Annotated in this window: 18 protein-coding genes; 16 read left to right on the top strand and 2 right to left on the bottom strand. The window is 43.6% G+C overall.

Translation table 11 applies throughout. The annotated features are described in order from the left end of the window. The first annotated feature begins 81 nt into the window (after nt 1–81). Genes acpS through recG form a run of 3 tightly spaced genes read left to right on the top strand, consistent with a single transcriptional unit; the run spans nt 82 to nt 3,622 of the window. The gene (acpS, locus tag SM121_RS03925; RefSeq protein ID WP_270299163.1) at nt 82–447 is read left to right on the top strand and encodes a holo-ACP synthase; all 366 of its coding nucleotides are present in this window, start codon (nt 82–84) and stop codon (nt 445–447) included. Then, on the top strand, nt 434–1,546 hold the full coding sequence (alr, locus tag SM121_RS03930; RefSeq protein WP_320911212.1) for an alanine racemase: 1,113 nt from the start codon (nt 434–436) through the stop codon (nt 1,544–1,546). Before acpS ends, alr begins: the two co-directional genes overlap by 14 nt. Before the next feature lie 60 nt (nt 1,547–1,606). Beyond that, on the top strand, nt 1,607–3,622 hold the full coding sequence (recG, locus tag SM121_RS03935; RefSeq protein ID WP_320911213.1) for an ATP-dependent DNA helicase RecG: 2,016 nt from the start codon (nt 1,607–1,609) through the stop codon (nt 3,620–3,622). Nucleotides 3,623–3,820: 198 nt separating this feature from the next. On the opposite strand, the gene SM121_RS03940 is transcribed toward recG, so the two are convergent. Then, nucleotides 3,821–4,783, bottom strand: coding sequence for an asparaginase (locus tag SM121_RS03940; RefSeq protein WP_320911214.1), 963 nt, complete (start codon nt 4,781–4,783; stop codon nt 3,821–3,823). Nucleotides 4,784–4,845: 62 nt separating this feature from the next. Between SM121_RS03940 and SM121_RS03945 the strand changes: the two genes are divergently transcribed. Further along, nucleotides 4,846–6,246: a Cof-type HAD-IIB family hydrolase gene (locus SM121_RS03945; protein WP_320911215.1), complete on the top strand. Its 1,401-nt coding sequence runs from the start codon at nt 4,846–4,848 to the stop codon at nt 6,244–6,246. A gap of 36 nt (nt 6,247–6,282) precedes the next feature. Here SM121_RS03945 and SM121_RS03950 read toward each other — a convergent pair whose 3' ends face one another. Next, the gene (locus SM121_RS03950; protein ID WP_003013310.1) at nt 6,283–6,735 is read right to left on the bottom strand and encodes a universal stress protein; all 453 of its coding nucleotides are present in this window, start codon (nt 6,733–6,735) and stop codon (nt 6,283–6,285) included. Between the two features lie 208 nt (nt 6,736–6,943). Between SM121_RS03950 and SM121_RS03955 the strand changes: the two genes are divergently transcribed. From SM121_RS03955 to SM121_RS04010, 12 genes are all read left to right on the top strand, one after another. After that, nucleotides 6,944–8,158, top strand: a complete 1,215-nt coding sequence (locus SM121_RS03955; RefSeq protein ID WP_049506033.1) for a pyridoxal phosphate-dependent aminotransferase — start codon at nt 6,944–6,946, stop codon at nt 8,156–8,158. Nucleotides 8,159–8,345: 187 nt separating this feature from the next. Next, nucleotides 8,346–9,134, top strand: coding sequence for a GTP-sensing pleiotropic transcriptional regulator CodY (codY, locus tag SM121_RS03960; RefSeq protein ID WP_320911216.1), 789 nt, complete (start codon nt 8,346–8,348; stop codon nt 9,132–9,134). After that, nucleotides 9,134–9,712: a cysteine hydrolase family protein gene (locus SM121_RS03965; RefSeq protein ID WP_151378703.1), complete on the top strand. Its 579-nt coding sequence runs from the start codon at nt 9,134–9,136 to the stop codon at nt 9,710–9,712. Before codY ends, SM121_RS03965 begins: the two co-directional genes overlap by 1 nt. Nucleotides 9,713–9,824: 112 nt before the next feature. Further along, nucleotides 9,825–11,048 (top strand): glycosyltransferase, encoded by a 1,224-nt coding sequence (locus SM121_RS03970; RefSeq protein WP_320911217.1) that lies wholly within the window; start codon nt 9,825–9,827, stop codon nt 11,046–11,048. Next, on the top strand, nt 11,035–11,922 hold the full coding sequence (locus SM121_RS03975) for a glycosyltransferase family 2 protein (RefSeq protein ID WP_155126520.1): 888 nt from the start codon (nt 11,035–11,037) through the stop codon (nt 11,920–11,922). Before SM121_RS03970 ends, SM121_RS03975 begins: the two co-directional genes overlap by 14 nt. Before the next feature lie 26 nt (nt 11,923–11,948). Further along, a complete protein-coding gene (locus SM121_RS03980; protein WP_155126523.1) occupies nt 11,949–13,232 on the top strand; it encodes an accessory Sec system glycosyltransferase GtfB in 1,284 nt (427 codons plus the stop codon). Next, on the top strand, nt 13,229–14,722 hold the full coding sequence (locus SM121_RS03985; RefSeq protein WP_320911218.1) for a glycosyltransferase: 1,494 nt from the start codon (nt 13,229–13,231) through the stop codon (nt 14,720–14,722). Before SM121_RS03980 ends, SM121_RS03985 begins: the two co-directional genes overlap by 4 nt. 119 nt (nt 14,723–14,841) lie before the next feature. Further along, nucleotides 14,842–15,144 (top strand): Asp-tRNA(Asn)/Glu-tRNA(Gln) amidotransferase subunit GatC, encoded by a 303-nt coding sequence (gatC, locus tag SM121_RS03990; protein ID WP_070575453.1) that lies wholly within the window; start codon nt 14,842–14,844, stop codon nt 15,142–15,144. Further along, complete coding sequence (gene gatA / locus SM121_RS03995; protein ID WP_320911219.1) at nt 15,144–16,610, top strand: Asp-tRNA(Asn)/Glu-tRNA(Gln) amidotransferase subunit GatA; 1,467 nt, start codon at nt 15,144–15,146, stop codon at nt 16,608–16,610. The genes gatC and gatA overlap by 1 nt, the downstream gene beginning before the upstream one ends. Beyond that, nucleotides 16,610–18,052 (top strand): Asp-tRNA(Asn)/Glu-tRNA(Gln) amidotransferase subunit GatB, encoded by a 1,443-nt coding sequence (gatB, locus tag SM121_RS04000; protein WP_155126532.1) that lies wholly within the window; start codon nt 16,610–16,612, stop codon nt 18,050–18,052. The genes gatA and gatB overlap by 1 nt, the downstream gene beginning before the upstream one ends. Before the next feature lie 99 nt (nt 18,053–18,151). Then, on the top strand, nt 18,152–18,535 hold the full coding sequence (locus tag SM121_RS04005; RefSeq protein WP_155126535.1) for a hypothetical protein: 384 nt from the start codon (nt 18,152–18,154) through the stop codon (nt 18,533–18,535). A gap of 132 nt (nt 18,536–18,667) precedes the next feature. Beyond that, nucleotides 18,668–19,711: a 2,3-butanediol dehydrogenase gene (locus tag SM121_RS04010; RefSeq protein ID WP_155126539.1), complete on the top strand. Its 1,044-nt coding sequence runs from the start codon at nt 18,668–18,670 to the stop codon at nt 19,709–19,711. Nucleotides 19,712–19,754: the final 43 nt, after the last annotated feature.

Below are 19,754 nucleotides of genomic sequence, written 5' to 3' on the forward strand. Positions count from 1 at the left end.
AGGGGCGGAAGGAGTGATTCTTTAGCCCCTTCTCTTTTGTCAGTCAAACGATACTGAAACGATAAATAAGGATAAAACAAGATGATCAAAGGACATGGCATCGATATCGAATCGATCGCTGCGATTGAAAAAGCCTATCAGAAGAATACTCGATTCGCTGAAAAAGTATTAACTGAGGCTGAGCGAGAGCGCTTTGAGGAATTGTCTGGAAAACGGAAAATGGAATATTTAACGGGCCGATGGTCCGTCAAAGAAGCCTTTTCAAAGGCAATGGGAACAGGGATTGGACCAGTTGGTTTTCAAGAGTTAGAAATTTTAAATGATGCCCACGGAGCTCCCTATTTTTCCAAGTCTCCTTTTTCTGGGAAGGTATGGGTTTCGATCAGTCACAAGGGAGACCTAGTGTCGACCAGTGTCATTTTGGAGGAAGAAAATGAAAGCAAGTAAACATAGACCAACTGTTGCAAAAGTCGATTTGGATGCCATTGCCTTTAATGTGCAACAAGTCAGTGAGCATATTCCGACCAAAGCTTTGAAATATGCAGTCGTCAAGGCCAACGCCTATGGTCATGGGGTCGTTGCGGTGACCAAAAAATTGGCACCTCAGGTAGATGGTTTTTGTGTTTCCAATATGGATGAAGCCATAGAAATCCGTGAAGAAGGCTTGCAACACCCTATTTTAATTTTGGGAGTTGTGCCAAGTGAAACAGTGAATCTAGCTAAAAAGCATGATATCCGCTTAACGGTGGCTAGTCTTGCTTGGTTGGATCAATTGCTTGGAGAAGAAGCTGATCTTTCAGGATTGAAGGTCCATATCAAGGTGGATTCAGGAATGGGGCGGATAGGATTCCGAAGGATCGAAGAGATCAAAGAGGCTGAACGCCTCCTCTTGGCAGCTGGAGCTGAAATTGAAGGAATCTTTACTCATTTTGCGACAGCAGATGAAGCAGATGATCGAAAATTCCAAGCGCAATACCAATTTTTCAAAGAAGTATTGGCTGCTCTTGAAACCCTTCCTCTCATTGTCCATGCGAGTAATTCTGCCACCTCTTTGTGGCATGCGGATACGATTTTCACGGCTGTTCGCTTGGGAGATGTCATGTATGGCTTGAATCCCAGTGGTTCTGTGCTAGCCTTGCCTTATGAAATCAAGCCAGCCTTGAGTTTGGTGAGTGAGTTAGTTCATGTGAAACAGTTAGAAGCTGGTCAAGATATTGGCTATGGCGCAACCTATACGACGGAAGAACCCCAATGGATTGGGACGATTCCTATTGGCTATGCGGATGGCTGGATCCGAGAGATGCAAAATTTCCATGTGCTGATTAAGGGGGATTATTGTCCCATTGTTGGTCGCGTTTCGATGGACCAGGTAACGGTTCGCCTTACCGAAGAATTGCCTCTGGGGACCAAGGTTACCCTGATTGGACGAGAGGACGAGAAAGAAATCACGGCAACAGAGGTTGCGGATTACCGTGGTAGCATTAATTATGAAGTGGTCTGTCTTTTGAGTGATCGAATTCCTCGTGACTATACAGGTGAAGAATAAGAAGAAGCAGGTGGGATTTTCCCGGATGGACCTGCTTTTTTATAAAAGAAAGGAGGAGAAATGAATCTACACCAACCCTTATCCGTACTGCCTGGAGTCGGTCCAAAATCGGCGGAAAAATTTAAAAAGTTAGGAATTGAAACCTTAGAAGATCTGCTCTTGTATTTCCCCTTTCGTTATGAAGACTTCAAAACGCGCAATGTTTTAGAGTTAGAAGATGGGGAAAAAGCCGTCATCTCTGGGGTGGTAGCAACACCAGCCAATGTTCAATATTATGGCTACAAACGAAACCGCTTGCGTTTTTCGATCAAACAGGGAGACCAAGTGATTGCGGTTAATTTTTTTAACCAACCCTATCTAGCAGATAAAATCGAGGTCCAGCAGACAGTGGCGATTTTTGGGAAATGGGACAAGGCCAAGGGGAGTTTGACAGGAATGAAGCTCCTGGCTCAAGTGGAAGATGATTTGCAGCCAGTCTATCGAGTGACGCAAGGAGTCAGCCAAAACAGCCTGGTGAAATTGATCAAAATAGCATTCGACCAGGGTTTGGAGCAGCTTTTAGAAGAGAATGTACCCCAAATCTTACGAGAGCGTTATCAACTCATGTCTCGTTCCCAAGCAGTACAAGCTATGCATTTTCCTAAGGATCTGGCAGAGTACAAGCAAGCTCTTCGCCGGGTAAAATTTGAAGAGCTCCTCTTTTTCCAGCTGCAACTCCAAGTGCTAAAAGAAGAAAATCACGATGCCAGCCAAGGGATTTCCTTGGCCTGGAATCCAGAAAAATTAGCAGAACGAAAAAAACAGCTTCCCTTTGAGCTAACGCAAGCTCAAGAAAACAGCTTGAATGAAATCTTGACAGATATGGCTTCTTCTTATCATATGAACCGCCTCTTGCAAGGGGATGTGGGAAGCGGGAAGACAGTCGTGGCCGGTCTTGCCATGTATGCAGCCTTAAGCGCTGGGAAGCAAGCAGCCTTGATGGTTCCAACGGAGATTTTGGCAGAGCAACACAAGGAAAGCTTGCAAAATCTTTTTCCTGACTTGCCAATTGCCCTTTTAACAGGAGGATTAAAGGCGGCTGAGAAACGAGAAGTCATAGAAGAGATCGCCTCAGGAACAGCTCAACTGATTGTGGGGACACATGCCTTGATTCAAGAGGGAGTTCACTACCAAGATCTAGGCTTGGTCATTATTGATGAACAGCACCGTTTTGGGGTTTCCCAGCGCCGTATCCTTCGAGAAAAAGGACAAAATCCAGACGTCCTGATGATGACGGCTACCCCTATTCCCCGGACCTTGGCTATTACAGCCTTTGGAGATATGGATGTGTCCATCATTGACCAGATGCCTGCTGGACGAAAGGAAATCATCACACGTTGGGTCAAGCATGAGCAGTTAGAAGTGGTCCTCGACTGGTTAGTCAAAGAACTTGGCAAAGGTTCTCAAGCTTATTTTATTTCTCCATTGATTGAAGAGTCAGAGGCGCTAGATTTGAAAAACGCCCTTGCCCTCCAAGAAGAGCTAGAGGCCTTCTTTGGTCAGCGAGCACGCGTTTCTCTTCTTCACGGGAAGATGAAAAGTGAAGAAAAAGATGCTATCATGCAGTCCTTTAAAGAGCACCACATTGATGTTTTGGTGTCTACGACCGTTATTGAAGTAGGAGTCAACGTACCCAATGCAACCGTTATGGTCATTATGGATGCAGATCGGTTTGGTCTTAGCCAGCTTCACCAGCTTCGAGGTCGGGTTGGTCGGGGAAACAAGCAATCCTATGCTATTCTAGTAGCCAATCCTAAGACAGATAGTGGCAAGCAGCGCATGAAAATCATGACAGAGACAACCAATGGGTTTGTGCTGGCGGAAGAAGATTTGAAAATGCGAGGTTCAGGTGAAATCTTTGGAACCCGTCAATCTGGGATTCCAGAATTTCAAGTGGCGGATTTGGTAGAAGATTATCCCATTCTGGAAGAAGCGCGGAAAGTCGCCAGCAAGATTGTAGCAACGCCAGATTGGCGCGAACACCCCGATTGGCATTTGCTCTCGCTTTACTTAGAAAAGAAAGAACATTTAGACTAACATATAAAAAGGGAGTAGAGTGGAAATTCTTTGGATTCCACTCTACTCCCTTTAAGATTGCATTTTACGGGCTTTGTATCTTATTAACTGAACACGGGCTGCGGATTGTGTCAAAAAGATGAATCCTCCTAGAATCTTTTGGATTCTTCGTCGTATTCCCTATTTTGACTGTATCCGCTATGCCCTTTGTATCTTATTTTACCCTTCGATATAGTCTTTGAGTTCTTGTCCTTTTAGGCCGGCATTGAGGGCGATGAGGAGTTTGATGCGTGCTTTGGGGGCATTTAATTCTTTGATGAAAAAGACACCTGCTTGATGGAGTTGGACGCCTCCTCCTTCATATGCGTAGACGGGTTCAGCGATTCCATTGAAGCAACGGGATACTAAAGCGATTGGAAGGCCTGCATCCATGAATTCTTGGAGTTTATGTGCCGTTTCTTTAGGGATGTTTCCTGCTCCAAAGGCTTCGATAATGAGGCCATCGAGCTTTGAAAGATCCAGCATGTCTAGCAGATCGGTTTTCATCCCTGCGTAGGTAGCAATGATCGGAACGAAACCATCGATGGTTTCGAGATCAAAGCGCACCCTTGGCTCGGCTGTTTTAAAGAAGAGGATTTCCTTTTTCATGACCAACCCCAGTGGGCCGTGGGTTGGTGTCTGAAAGGTGCTGACATTTGTGGTATGGGTTTTGGTGACGTACTTAGCCGCATGAATTTCATCGTTCATGACGACTAAGACACCTTTATCGCGTGCTTTCGGATCGGCAGCTACTCGAAGGGCTGTCAGAAAATTGTAGACACCATCGCTTCCGAGCTCGTTGGAGCTTCGCATAGCTCCTGTAATGACCACAGCGATCTCGAGTAACTTCATGGTATCCAAGAAATAAGCCGTTTCTTCCAGCGTATCTGTCCCGTGGGTAATAACGATGCCATCATAGTTGTGAGCTTCCTCTTTGATTTTTTGATATAGGGCTAACATGTGACGGGGGGTCATTTGAGGGCTGGGAAGGTTGAAGAAGTCCTCCGAGGTGACTGCAATTCCTTCAATTGGTGAAGTAACTTGGGTCATGGGATTGACTTCATTGGTAATCACTGCCCCAGAGTCATCTGCTGCCATCGAAATGGTCCCTCCGGTATGTAGTGCTAAAATTTTCTTAAACATGTGAAGCTCCTTGGAATATGTGATATAATTTATTTTATCATAAAAAGAAAGAAACAGTAGACATGGAAATAAAAGCAGTCTTTTTTGATATCGATGGAACCTTGGTTAATGATAGTCGAGCGGTCCTAAAATCAACAGAAAAAGCCATTCAGTCTTTAAAGGAAGAAGGGATCTATGTAGGCCTTGCGACAGGGCGGGGACCGGCCTTTGTCAAACCGTTTATGGAACGCTATGGTTTTGATTTTGCAGTGACCTATAATGGTCAGTATATTTTGACCAAGGACCGCGTGCTGTATACTAGCCCAATCGATAAAAAGAGTCTGCACCAACTAATTGACTATGCTCGAGAACACCGTAAGGAAATTGCTCTCGGTACCAAGGATGGGGTATTTGGTTCTCGGATCATGAGTTTTGGGATGAGTCCTATTTCAACCTGGTCTAGTCGTTTTGTGCCCCGCAAAATGGCCCGTACAGTCAGTCGAGGATTTAACAAAGTGGTTAGCAAGGTCATCCCACAAGATCAGGATACCCTCTATGCACTAGCGCAAGAACCAATCTACCAAGTGTTGATCTTATCGAGTCCAGAAGAGACTGCAAAAATTGAAAAAGAGTTTCCACATCTGAAATTCACGCGGTCTAGCCCATTTGCAGCAGATGTCCTCAACCCAGGGATTTCCAAGTTAGAAGGGATCCGCATCGTTGGTCAGGGATTTGGCTTTGACATCGATGAAGTGATGGCTTTTGGAGATTCTGATAATGACTTAGAGATGCTTTCAGGTGTTGGCTTGTCTATTGCGATGGGAAATGGGACGACAAGTGTTAAGGCGATTGCCAAGCATACCACGACCAGCAATGACAAGGATGGCATTCAAAAGGCCCTACAGCACTTTGGTATTCTCTCAGAGAAAGAACTCTTTCTTTCTAAGGATGATCACTTCAATAAGGTCAAAACCTTCCATGGAGTGATGGATGGGAAAACCCAGGAGAAACCAGTTGTCTGGCAACCCCAAGATGCCCTCTATCGGACCATGTTCAAGCAAGAGGAATTAGTGGAATTTGTCCGAGCAGCTAGCTCAAGTGAGGAAGAATTCGATCGCTCGGTAGCAGCCCTTCACGAAGCTTTGGATAAGGCTGCAGATAAGGTTCGTAGCAAGCATCCAGCTGAAATTTCCATGGTGGGGCAGGTTGATGCCTTAATCGATACCTTATATCTGACTTATGGTAGCTTTGTTCTAATGGGAGTTGATCCTGAAGAGGTCTTTGAGATTGTTCATCGGGCCAATATGGGCAAGATTTTCCCAGATGGAAAGGCGCACTTTGATCCAGTAAGCCACAAAATTCTGAAGCCAGATGATTGGGAAGAAAAATACGCCCCGGAACCAGCCATCAAAAAAGAACTCGATCGCCAGCTCAAGGCCTACGAAAAACATGCAAAACAAAAAGAAGCAAAAAAAGACAACTAAAAAAGTTTGGAACTTTTGTTCCAAACTTTTTCTTTCTTACATGGTTTTATCCTTATCACGTACCACTAGTAAGTCTACTTTAGCGTGGCGAAGGATATATTCTGAGGAGGATCCGACCATTAACCGTTCGAAGGCATTGAGTCCGGTAGCTCCGACCATAATAAGGTCAACCCCTTCTTTACTTGGGATATCATTAGCCAAGAGGACCTTTGGATTTCCCATTTCTACAACAGTCGCAACATTTTGAACGCCGACTTTTTCAGCACGTTCCTGGTAGCCTTTGAGCAATTCATTGGCTTCTTCTTGCAATTCTTCGTAGACCTCAGCATCAAAAGTTGAGACGCTTTGAAGGGCACGGGTATCGATGACGTGGACAATGGTCAATTTAGAGCCGTTGCGAAGAGAAACATTAACCCCTTTTTCAAAGGCTAATTCTGCTTCATGGGAACCGTCGACAGCGACCATAATGTTTTCGTATTTTTGAGACATAATCCTACCTCCTTATAGCTTGAAAACATGGATAGAATAGAAAGGAATCCTATTCCTTATACACTTATATTTTATCCCTTTTAGGGCAGAATGTAAAGGTAAAGTCTCGTTTTTCTGCTATATTTTTGCTGAATTTTTAAAGTCCTCGGTTTGTACTCTATTTGAACTAGTGGTATAATAGAGATAATTTCGTGAATCGAGGCAGAATATGAAGGAATATAATAAATCAAGCAAACTCGAACATGTCGCTTACGATATTCGTGGTCCAGTCTTGGAAGAAGCCATGCGCATGCGAGCAAATGGAGAAAAAATTCTTCGTTTGAATACAGGGAACCCTGCTGAATTTGGCTTTACAGCTCCAGATGAAGTCATCCATGATTTGATCATGAATGCGCGTGATAGTGAAGGCTATTCGGATTCAAAAGGAATCTTTTCAGCCCGCAAGGCCATTATGCAGTATTGCCAGTTGAAAAGAATTCCAAATGTGGATATTGATGATATTTATCTTGGGAATGGAGTAAGTGAGCTGATCGTCATGTCGATGCAAGGACTGCTCGACAATGGGGATGAGGTCTTAGTTCCCATGCCGGACTATCCTCTTTGGACAGCAGCTGTCAGCCTAGCTGGTGGGAATGCGGTTCACTATCTTTGTGATGAAGAAGCAAACTGGTACCCAGATATCGAGGATATCAAGTCGAAAATCACCTCAAACACTAAAGCTATCGTTGTTATCAACCCGAATAACCCAACAGGTGCCCTCTATCCAGATGAGATCCTGCTTGAGATTGTGGAGATCGCTCGCCAAAATAACTTGATTATCTTCGCAGATGAAATTTACGATCGCTTGGTCATGGATGGTGAAAAACACACGGCTATTGCAAGCTTAGCACCTGATCTCTTCTGTGTAAGTATGAATGGCTTGTCAAAATCTCACCGGATTGCCGGTTTCCGTGTTGGTTGGATGGTTCTGTCTGGTCCGAAGCATCATGTGAAGGGCTATATTGAAGGCTTGAACATGTTGTCCAATATGCGTCTTTGTTCAAATGTTTTGTCTCAACATGTTGTGCAAACCTCTCTTGGAGGCTACCAATCAGTGGATGAACTCTTGCTTCCAGGTGGTCGAATCTACGAACAACGCAATTTTATCTACAAAGCCATCAATGATATTCCAGGCCTCTCAGCTGTTAAGCCAAAGGCTGGTCTCTATATCTTCCCTAAGATTGATCGGGACATGTACCGCGTGGATGATGATGAACAATTTGTTTTAGAGTTCTTGAAGCAAGAAAAAATTCTCTTGGTTCATGGCCGCGGCTTTAACTGGAAAGATCCAGATCACTTCCGGATCGTTTACCTTCCACGTGTCGATGAGTTGGCTCAAATTCAAGAAAAAATGACTCGTTTCTTGAAACAATACAAACGCTAATTAGATAAAGGATTGAAGAGAAAAGTCTTCAATCTTTTTTTGATTCATTCTATAAAATCCATGTCATCGAATCGATATTTTTCTGAATTGCGCATAATTGTAGAAAAAATAAATAATTTTCAGATAATTCGATTGAAATTCCCACACTTATATGATATACTTGAGCTGACTATATGCGAGGTTTATTATGGCAAATTTATTAGAAAAGACACGAAAAATTACATCTATCTTGAAACGGACAGATGAACAGTTGCAGGCTGAGATGCCTTACAATGATATTGCTCAGCAATTGGCGGATATTATTCACTGTAATGCCTGTATCATTAATAGCAAAGGAACCCTCCTTGGTTATTTCATGCGTTACAAGACCAACAATGACCGGGTAGAAGCTTTCTTTCAAAATAAAAAATTACCAGAAGATTATGCTAAAGCAGCAAGCTTAGTTTATGATACGGAAGCAAACCTTCCCATCGAGCATGATTTGACGGTCTTTCCAATTGAGACCAAGTCTGTATTTCCTGATGGATTGACGACCATTGCGCCCATTCATGTTTCTGGGATTCGTTTGGGGTCTTTGATCATTTGGCGGAATGATAAAGAGTTTGATGATGATGATTTGATCTTGGTTGAGATTGCGAGTACCGTGGTAGGGATTCAAATGTTGAACTACCAACGCGAGGAAGACGAGAAGAATATTCGTCGTCGGACAGCGGTGAATATGGCTGTCAATACCTTGTCTTACTCTGAGTTGCGGGCTGTTTCTGCCATCCTTAGTGAATTGAAAGGAAATGAGGGGCAGTTGACTGCTTCTATCATCGCGGATCGGATTGGCATTACCCGCTCTGTGATTGTCAATGCACTTCGGAAATTGGAGTCAGCTGGTATTATTGAAAGCCGTTCACTTGGAATGAAGGGAACCTATCTCAAAGTGTTGATTCCAGATATCTTTGAGGAAATTAAGAAAAGAGATTACTAATGACTAAAGCTTTGATTTCAATTGACTATACTGTCGATTTCGTAGCAGATGATGGTAAGCTTACGGCAGGTGCTCCTGCACAAGCCATTTCTGAGACTATTGCTCAGGTGACCCAATTGGCCTTTGACCAAGGAGCCTATATCTTTTTTGCCATTGATGCGCATGATGTAGAGGATCCATTTCATCCTGAAAGCAAGCTCTTCCCACCTCATAATATCATTGGGACCAGCGGACGTGATTTGTACGGCCCTTTGGCAGATTTTTATCGGGAGCACAAAGCGGATCCACGAGTTTTTTGGATGGATAAACGTCATTATTCTGCTTTTTCAGGAACGGACCTAGATATCCGCCTGAGGGAACGTCATGTAGATACCGTTATTTTGACAGGTGTCTTGACCGATATCTGCGTCCTCCATACTGCGGTTGATGCATATAATCTCGGCTATCAGATCGAAGTCGTGGAACCTGCAGTGGCGTCACTTACTCCTGAAAATCATCAGTTTGCCTTGAATCATTTCAAGCATGTCTTAGGGGCAAGCTTGGTCGACGATGCACTTGCTGTATTAGACACAAAATAAGAAAACAATGTAAAAGAGGTCGTAGACATTTGTCTGGACCTCTTTTTAGGGCTTAGAGATTGTCTTCCTCTCTCGAAAATGGTATTCTAATGGAAGAATATAAGGGGGAGTTATGAATAAAAAAGCTGTCGTCTTTTCAGCCGATCTATCTTATATGGAAAAATTGGAAACCGCTATGAAGTCATTGTGCGCCCATCAGGACCGGTTGAAAATTTATGTTTTAAATGAAGATCTACCAACAGAGTGGTTTGCTATCATGAATCAGCGCTTGCGCCAGTTGGATTCAGAAGTGATCAATTGTCGGATGTCTCCCGAGCAATTCCAGTCCTTCTCGCTTCCAAGTAACCATATTCACTATGCAACCTATTTCCGTTACGCTATTCCAGAGATTGTGGAGGAAAAGCGGATCCTCTATTTGGATTGTGACATGATCTTTACACAGGATTTATCGCCTTTATTTGAGGTTGATCTAAAAGGTTATGGACTGGGGGCAGTGGTAGATAAGCCAACGACGATAGATGGATTTAATGCTGGACTTTTGGTGATTGATAAGACTTGGTGGCAAGAGCACCAAGTGACAGAGGCACTTTTTGACCTTACTCGTGAACACCATCAACATGTTTATGGAGATCAAGGAATTTTGAATCTGTATTTCAAAGATGCGTGGTTTCCATTACCTTGGACCTATAATTTACAAGTAGGATCTGATAAGGATCAGTACCTCTATGGGGACTTGGATTGGTATGAAGCCTTTCAAGGGATTCCTGCGGTCATTCATTACACTTCTCATAATAAACCATGGACCTCCAAACGCTTCAATCGTTTTCGGGAACAATGGTGGTTTTACTATGCCCTCTCTTGGGAGGAAATTTTGCTTCGAAAACCGATTTTGAAGCAAACCTATCAAGAGTTAGTGGGAGAATTTCCTTATCATGCTGCCATTTATACCCATACAGCAGATATCTACGAGTTGGAGACTTTGTTAAAAGAATTGCCAGACGTAGCGATTCATGTCCTTGCCCATAGCCATTTTGGTTTTAACTTGGTGCAATTGGAACGCTATCCCAACCTCTTTCTTTATCCCTCTTTTGATCCCTTGACCAGTCGAAAGGTCCTAGAAAAATTGGATTTTTACCTGGATATCAATCCTTATGATGAGGTAGATCAAATTACGCAAACGCTCAGTCAACAAGGCCTTCCCATATTTTCTTTTGAAGGAACGAATCATGTGGAAAATGGTGAGAACCAAGTGTTTGCGGATGACCAGGTGCAGGAGATGGTGGCAGCGATTCGCGATTATTTAAAGAGAAATGAGAAGAAGCATGGAAACAAATGAAGTAGTGAGTATCATCATTCCCATCTATAATGTAGAAGCTTATTTGAGACAATGTTTGGAAACGGTTATCCATCAGACCTACCCTCATTTGGAAATTATCCTGGTCAATGATGGTTCACCAGACCAGTCAGAAGAGATCTGTAAAGAATTTTTTAGGCAGGATGCGCGCATCCGCTACGTTCGCCAAGAAAATGGGGGTTTATCTGCTGCTCGAAATACAGGGATTGAGCTAGCAACTGGTGATTACATCACCTTTATTGATCCAGATGACTGGGTGACGGAGGACTATGTAGAAGTGCTCTATCGTCAACTTCAAAAGTATGGTGCGGATGTTTCAGTAGCCAACTATAACCTCTATGATGACAGTAGTAGAAAATACTTGATTAAGGTAACGGACGACGATTATTCAGAGACTCTTTATGAGGGGCGCGAGATCATGGACCACGATGCTATCCAGGAGACCAGAGATATGGCCTGGGCTTGTGCCATGATGAAGCTCTATAAGCGTAGCTTATTTGAAGGGCTTCGTTTTCCGGTTGGAAAAAATGTCGAGGATAACTTCCTGATGTATAAGCTCTTCTTAAAAGCCCATCGGGTAGTTCATACGGAAAAATGTATTTATTGGTATCGCGTGGGCCGTGCAGATACTCTGTCCCAGGTTTGGACAGAAAAGCGAGTCGTCGATGAGATGGAAGCTAAGCAAGAAAAATTGGCTCTACTGGGGATGTTGGGCTATGATTTGACCTGGCATCGCTATATCTACAAAACGCGCTTGAAACGGGCCCTTGAAAAATTAGAGGAAGCAGGCTTGCAAGGGTCAGAAACCTATGAGCGTGTGGTGATCAACCTCGGTTTCATTGAAAACCTAGGCTAACTAATTATTGACGAGAAAGGATCAGCATGTTCATTATTGCACCAGAGCAGACCAAAGAGCTGGATCGTTTGCAAAGATTATTGGACAAACTTGGCCAGACCTATCGAGTATTTGTGACCAATCTGGAAACTGATTTAGCTGAACAGACAGATAGTCTTGCGACCTTTTTTACCCAAAAAGACCCAACATCAAAAGTTGGGAAACCATTATTTTTCAATGATTTAGCAGTCCCAGAATTATGGGAATGTTGGACCCTGGGGATCACAACCTATCTTTTTGATGGTGAGGAACGGCGCGCCAACGTGGTTTTGCGAGAGGATATTTTGTCACGAACGGTTGAAAGAGTGGAGTGGTTTGGTCAGGGAGAAGAGGTCGTATCCATTGATGTATACAACCGCTATGGCTGGAGAAGCAAACGGAGTCTCCTAACGGAAGCTGGTCAACCATATTTAGATATTTATTTGAACCGTCAGCAAGAAGAAGTCCTGCTTCACTTTGTCTCACAAGGAATCTTTTTGCATCAACCTTCTAAAGGACTTGATCACCTGTATGCTAATAAGGAAGAGCTACAAAGAGTTGTTCTGAAACAACTCTTGCCCGAAAATGAAGCTATTCTTTTGTTGGATAAGACATTGCTAGATGTTGTGAAAGAGATACCTAAAGAAAGACTAGCCTACTGTGCACGAGAAACTCATGATCTAGATGAGATCAAAGAGCATGTTGACCAGATTTTATTGTTAGAAGATGGTCTATTGAGTGAGAGAAAAGACGGGATCACAGTCTTGTCAGGGCTAGTAGATGTGGAGCAGGAAAGTTTTCAACCAGAAGCTCTAGTCATGACGGCTTCTCAAGAGGTCGAAGGCTTATCTAGCTTGGTCCATCAATTCCCACAAGTGACCTTTCACGTTGCTGCTTTGACGGCCATGGGTCCGAAATTAACAGATTTAGCGAGTTGCTTCAATGTGCGCCTCTATCCAGGGATTTCACTGGGAAAATATGAGGAGTTGTTATCCAGTTGCTCTATTTATCTGGATTGCAACCAGGGAGGAGAAGTGTGGAGCAGTAGTCTTCAGGCTCTTGAAAATGAGCAAGTCTTGTTTGGTTTGAAGAGTACGGTTCATGATGAAGCCTATAAAGAATTGAGCACGATCACAGATACAGTCGAAGAAATGAAACAGCAACTAGAAATATTGCTCCAGCATCCAGAGGCTTTCAAAGAAATGTTAAGAGAGCAAGCACGAATCTTAGAACTGCCTAAAAAAGAAGTTTTGGGAGAGCTTTTTAATCGATTAGAGGGAGGTCTAGGATGACCATTTATACCTTTAATCTATTAGTAGGATATGAACCCAATGGGGTCGATGTTGCACAAGCCTCTCGGGCAAAGATACTCCGGGGCTTGGGAGTGACAGCGAAGTTTGTCTTTACCACATGGCCCACTCCAGAAAAATTAGCCTATTACCTCTCTTTGGGGCACCGGGATGAGGAATTACTCTTTGCTCATCTGACATTTACAGATCAAAAAACCAGTGTTCCTCAAAAGACAGTGGGGGACTTGCAAATGGAGTTTCAACTGACTCGTTTAGATACTATTGAAAAAACGGAAGGAGCCATTCGCTACCAATTTGCGGATAAAAACGAACTAACCTTTCATTTGGATCCCTATCATCCAGACTGTGTCCGCTATGTAGACTATCTTTTAGCGGGAAATATGATCAAACGAGAGTATTATGGAGCTTGTAAACTTGCTACAGAGTATTTTCAATATGGTAGGATACTCAGACGAACCTATCACAATCAAGATGGAAGTATCGCTTTTGAAGAATTGAGGTTGGGTGAAAGCTGGCTCTATAAACTGGAACCTGAAGTTTTGACCAACCATACAGAAGTGATGAGACGTTTTTTGTTGCAGCTATCGTTAAAAGAAGAAGATCTGATTCTGCTTGATCGGGCCTCACGCATGGATTTTGCCCGCCCTTTGTTGGAGAAAGATGCTCCTTCCAAGCTCGCCATGGTGTTTCATTCGGAGCATGAATTTGAAAATGGACATCTCAACTATGAGTATTATTATGTGTTCAAGTATGCCAAACGCTTCGATTACTTCATCACGGCGACGGATCTTCAAAAAGAAGTCTTGGAGCAGACACTTGCTAAACAAGGCTGCAAAGGAATTCCAATCTATAGCATTCCGGTAGGGCATCTAGAAGAATTGACGGAATCACAAGGAGACAGATCTCCCTTTAGTGTGCTCACAGCTTCCCGTTTGGATCCAAGAAAACGCGTCGATTTGGCTATTCGAGTAGTGGCCCAAGCTCATGAACAACTTCCAGCCCTTCAGTTTGATATTTATGGAAAGGGTGGAGAAGCGGACAACTTGCGACACTTGATTCAGGAGCTTGCAGCACAAGATTATATTCACCTACGCGGTCATGCGGATCTTCAGCAGATCTATCCTTGCTACCAAGTTTACCTCACCACTTCTCAGTGGGAGACCTTTGGTTTGACTTTGATGGAGGCGGCTGGAGCAGGGTTAGTCTTGCTCGGCTTTGATGCCCGTTATGGCAATCCAACTTTTATAAAAGAGGGTGAAAATGGCTTTTTGGTACCTTATAGCGAGATAATGCCAGAAGAACAATTGGTGAAAGAGTTGGCAGAAAAGCTGGTCCAGCTCTTTGAAAGCGACCTTGTTCCATTTCACCAGGCTTCTTATGACTTGGCCTCTTCCTATCTCACATCTAACGTCCAGGAAGTCTGGAAAGAGACATTAATGGAGATGGGGCAATTAGGCGGAAAAGAAATATAAAAAGAAGAATCTGTAGTGACAAAAAAGTCCTACAGATTTTTTCTAAGGCAAGCAAATTAGGCTAAATTATGGTAAAATAGAGGGTATTGAAAAATCATCATTTCACGAAAGGAAGCAAGATGAAAATTACGCAAGAAGAGGTAACCCACGTTGCCAATCTTTCAAAATTGAAATTCTCTCCAGAAGAGACAGCTGAGTTTGCGACAACCTTGTCGAAAATTGTCGACATGGTGGAATTGTTGGAAGAAGTGGACACAACAGGCGTTGCCCCAACAACGACCATGGCGGATCGTAAGACCGTATTGCGTCCGGATATCGCTGAAAAAGGGACTGACCGTGACCGCTTGTTTAAAAATGTACCTGAAAAAGATAATTACTACATCAAGGTACCAGCTATCCTAGAAGATGGAGGAGATGCCTAATGTCATTCAACCATAAAACCATTGAAGAGTTGCACGACCTCCTTGTCTCTAAGGAAATTTCAGCAACCGAATTGACACAAGCGACTCTTGAAGACATCACGGCGCGTGAAGAAGCAGTTAACGCCTTTGTAACGGTGGCCGAAGAAGCGGCCCTTGCGCAAGCTAAGGCTATTGATGAAAAAGGAATCGATGCAGACAACCTCTTGTCAGGGATTCCACTTGCTGTCAAAGACAATATCTCAACAGATGGCATCTTGACCACTGCGGCTTCAAAAATGCTCTATAACTACGAGCCAATCTTTGATGCGACAGCTGTTGCCAATGCCAAAGCCAAAGATATGATTGTCATCGGGAAGACCAACATGGATGAATTTGCCATGGGTGGATCAGGTGAAACTTCATACTATGGACCAACCAAGAATGCTTGGGACCACAGCAAGGTGCCTGGTGGATCTTCTAGTGGTTCAGCAGCTTCTGTCGCTTCAGGACAAGTCCGTTTGTCCCTTGGTTCAGATACAGGTGGTTCTATCCGTCAGCCAGCTGCTTTTAACGGGATTGTTGGTCTCAAACCTACTTATGGAACAGTTTCCCGTTTTGGTCTCATTGCTTTTGGTAGCTCACTCGACCAAATTGGACCTTTCGCTCCAACCGTTAAAGAAAATGCCCTCTTGCTTAATGTCATTGCCAGCGAAGATGCCAAGGATTCAACATCTGCGCCTGTTCGTGTAGCCGATTTTACTTCTAAGATTGGTCAAGACATTAAAGGCATGAAGATTGCCCTTCCAAAGGAATATCTTGGCGAAGGGATTGACCCAGAAGTCAAAGAAACCATCCTCAATGCGGCGAAACACTTTGAAAAATTGGGAGCAACTGTCGAAGAAGTTAGCCTTCCACACTCTAAATATGGGGTTGCCGTTTACTACATCATCGCTTCATCTGAAGCTTCTTCAAACTTGCAACGTTTCGATGGGATTCGCTATGGTTTCCGTGCGGAAGATGCTAAAAACTTGGATGATATCTACGTGAACACTCGTAGCCAAGGCTTTGGTGATGAGGTTAAACGCCGGATCATGCTTGGTACCTTTAGTTTGTCATCTGGTTACTACGATGCTTACTATAAGAAAGCTGGCCAAGTCCGTACCCTTATTATTCAAGACTTCGAAAAAGTCTTTGCGGATTACGACCTCATCCTTGGACCAACAGCTCCAAGCGTAGCCTTTGATTTGGATTCGCTAAACCATGACCCGGTTGCCATGTACTTGGCTGACCTCTTGACCATTCCAGTCAACTTGGCAGGTCTTCCAGGAATTTCGATTCCTGCAGGTTTTGTGCAAGGTCTTCCAGTTGGTTTGCAGTTGATTGGTCCGAAGTATTCTGAAGAAACCATCTACCAAGCTGCAGCTGCCTTTGAAGCTACGACGGATTACCACAAGCAACAACCCCTTATTTTCGGAGGTGACAATTAATGAACTTTGAAACAGTCATCGGACTTGAAGTCCACGTTGAATTGAATACAAACTCAAAAATTTTCTCACCAACCTCTGCTCACTTTGGGAACGAGCAAAATGCTAATACCAATGTGATTGACTGGTCTTTCCCAGGGGTGCTTCCTGTCTTGAACAAGGGTGTTGTGGATGCTGGTATCAAGGCAGCTCTTGCCCTCAACATGGACATCCACAAGAAGATGCACTTTGACCGGAAGAACTATTTCTACCCTGATAATCCAAAGGCTTACCAAATTTCTCAATTTGATGAGCCAATCGGTTACAACGGTTGGATTGAAGTGCAATTGGAGGACGGCTCAACTAAGAAAATCGGGATTGAACGGGCCCACTTGGAAGAAGATGCCGGTAAGAACACGCACGGGACAGACGGCTTCTCTTATGTAGACCTCAACCGTCAAGGGGTTCCATTGATCGAAATCGTATCTGAAGCAGATATGCGTTCTCCAGAAGAAGCTTACGCTTATTTAACAGCTTTGAAAGAAGTTATCCAGTACACTGGTATTTCAGACGTCAAGATGGAAGAAGGATCGATGCGGGTGGATGCCAACATTTCCCTTCGCCCATACGGTCAAGAGGAATTTGGTACTAAGACAGAATTGAAAAACTTGAACTCCTTCTCAAACGTGCGCAAAGGTCTTGAATACGAAGTGGAGCGTCAAGCGAAAATCTTGCGTTCAGGTGGTGTCATTCGCCAAGAAACACGTCGTTATGATGAAGCCAACAAGAGTACCATTCTTATGCGTGTCAAAGAAGGAGCAGCGGATTACCGTTACTTCCCAGAACCAGACCTTCCCTTGTTTGAAATTTCAGATGAGTGGATTGAGGAAATGCGTACGGAGTTGCCAGAGTTTCCAAAAGACCGTCGTGCTCGCTACGTGGCAGAGCTTGGCTTGTCTGATTATGATGCCAACCAATTGACAGCGACGAAAGTTACTTCTGACTTCTTTGAAGCAGCTGTAGCCCTTGGTGGCGATGCCAAACAAGTGTCTAACTGGCTCCAAGGGGAAGTAGCACAATTCTTGAACGCAGAAGGTAAGACGCTGGAAGAAATCAAATTGACACCAGAAAACTTGGTCGAAATGATTGCCATCATCGAAGATGGAACCATTTCATCTAAGATTGCCAAGAAAGTCTTCGTTCACTTGGCGAAAAATGGTGGCGGTGCGCGTGAATACGTTGAAAAAGCTGGATTGGTACAGATTTCAGACCCTGAAGTCTTGGTCCCAATCATCCACCAAGTCTTTGCAGACAATGAAGCAGCGGTAGCCGACTTCAAGTCAGGGAAACGGAATGCGGACAAGGCCTTCACAGGCTTCCTCATGAAAGCAACCAAAGGCCAAGCCAACCCACAAGTAGCACTTAAACTACTTGCTCAAGAATTGGCGAAGTTGAAAGAAGAGTAATAGATAAAGAACCAGCCGAGAGGTTGGTTTTTACTATCCATAAAATTGTGTTAGAATAGGAAAGACCATTACATATCAACTGGCATTAGGAGGAGTTACATGAACAAATTTTTAAGAGTCTTATTTGTCCTGGTTATCATCGCCATGTCTGGAGCGATTATCTTCCAGCTATTCTTTCCATCTTATATGGGAAGTCATTCGGGATATGGTGTTTCTGTCGGTTGGCAACGGGAGATTGGAATTTGGAATGTGGCGGTCCTTGTAATTCTCATTGCTGTCAATCTCAAATACGATTGGTTTTATCTTCGGGCGGTTCTATTGGCTCTAATCCTAGGTGGGATTGGGATCGGTACTAATCATCTCTTCAGTTATTTTCACTATCATCTGCCGATCAATGGGATCGGTGCGCTTGAAAATTATCTCCTGGTCCTCGGCTGGATGGTGGGATGGGGATTGGAATCCTCTCGGATCAAGAAGAAATAAGAAGGAGCAGTCAAAAGGCTGCTTTTTCACATGTTCAGTTATTCCTTGACAAGCAAAAAGAAAACGTTTACAATAGTATATAAAGTTTCCTGAAAAGAAAACTAAAAAACGTGAAAACAAGGAGATCATCCTATGGCTACTATGAAAGCAGCTCGCTGGCATGCAGCAAAAGACGTTCGGATCGAAGAAGTGGAAGTACCTGAAGTACAACCACATCAAGTAAAAGTGGCAGTTAAGTTCACAGGGATCTGTGGTACGGACTTGCATGAATATTTGGATGGACCGATCTTCATTCCAACAGAAGAACATGTTTATTCTGGTCAAAAAGCACCGGTTACTTTGGGACATGAATTCTCTGGTGAGATTGTCGAAGTCGGAAGTGATGTCACTCGTGTCAAAGTTGGCGATCGTGTAACTATCGAACCAATTCTTGCAGAGCACAACTTAATTGGTGATTATAACCTCGATCCAAACTTGAACTTTGTCGGACTCGCTGCAGATGGTGGTTTTGCTAAATATTGTGTTCTTGATGGTGATCTTGTCCATGTGATTCCAGATAGCTTGAGCTATGAACAAGCCGCTCTTACAGAACCTGCTGCGGTTGCTGTGTATGCCGTTCGTCAATCTGCTTTGAAAACTGGAGATACAGCTGTTATCTTTGGTTTGGGACCAATTGGTCTTTTGATTGTTGAAGCCCTTCGTGCAGCAGGCGCATCAAAAATCTATGCAGTTGAATTGTCTCCTGAACGTCAAGCCAAAGCAGAAGAATTGGGAGCAATCGTTGTTCGCCCAGAAGAAGGAGAATCAGTCGTAGAAGCCATCCATCGTTTGACAGGTGGTGGAGCAGATGTTTCTTATGAAGTTACTGGAGTTCCAGTTGTTTTAGGCCAAGCCCTTGCAGCTGTTCATAAAGCTGGGGAATGTATGGTTGTATCGATTTGGGAACGTGAAGCCAGCATCAATCCAAATGAATTCGCCATCCAAGAAAAATCTCTCAAAGGAATTATTGCCTACCGTCACATCTTCCCTAAAGTCTTGGAATTGATGGAACAAGGCTACTTCTCTGCTGAAAAATTGGTTACTAAGAAAATCAAATTGGAAAATATCGTTGAAGAAGGATTTGTTGAATTAACACAAGATAAATCCCAAATCAAGATCTTGGTTCAACCTGAATAAGCGAATAAATTTATATGAAATAAAGCAAGGCTGAAACGTTTCG

Source organism: Streptococcus sp. S1 (genome assembly GCF_034137685.1).
GTDB lineage: Bacteria > Bacillota > Bacilli > Lactobacillales > Streptococcaceae > Streptococcus > Streptococcus dentalis.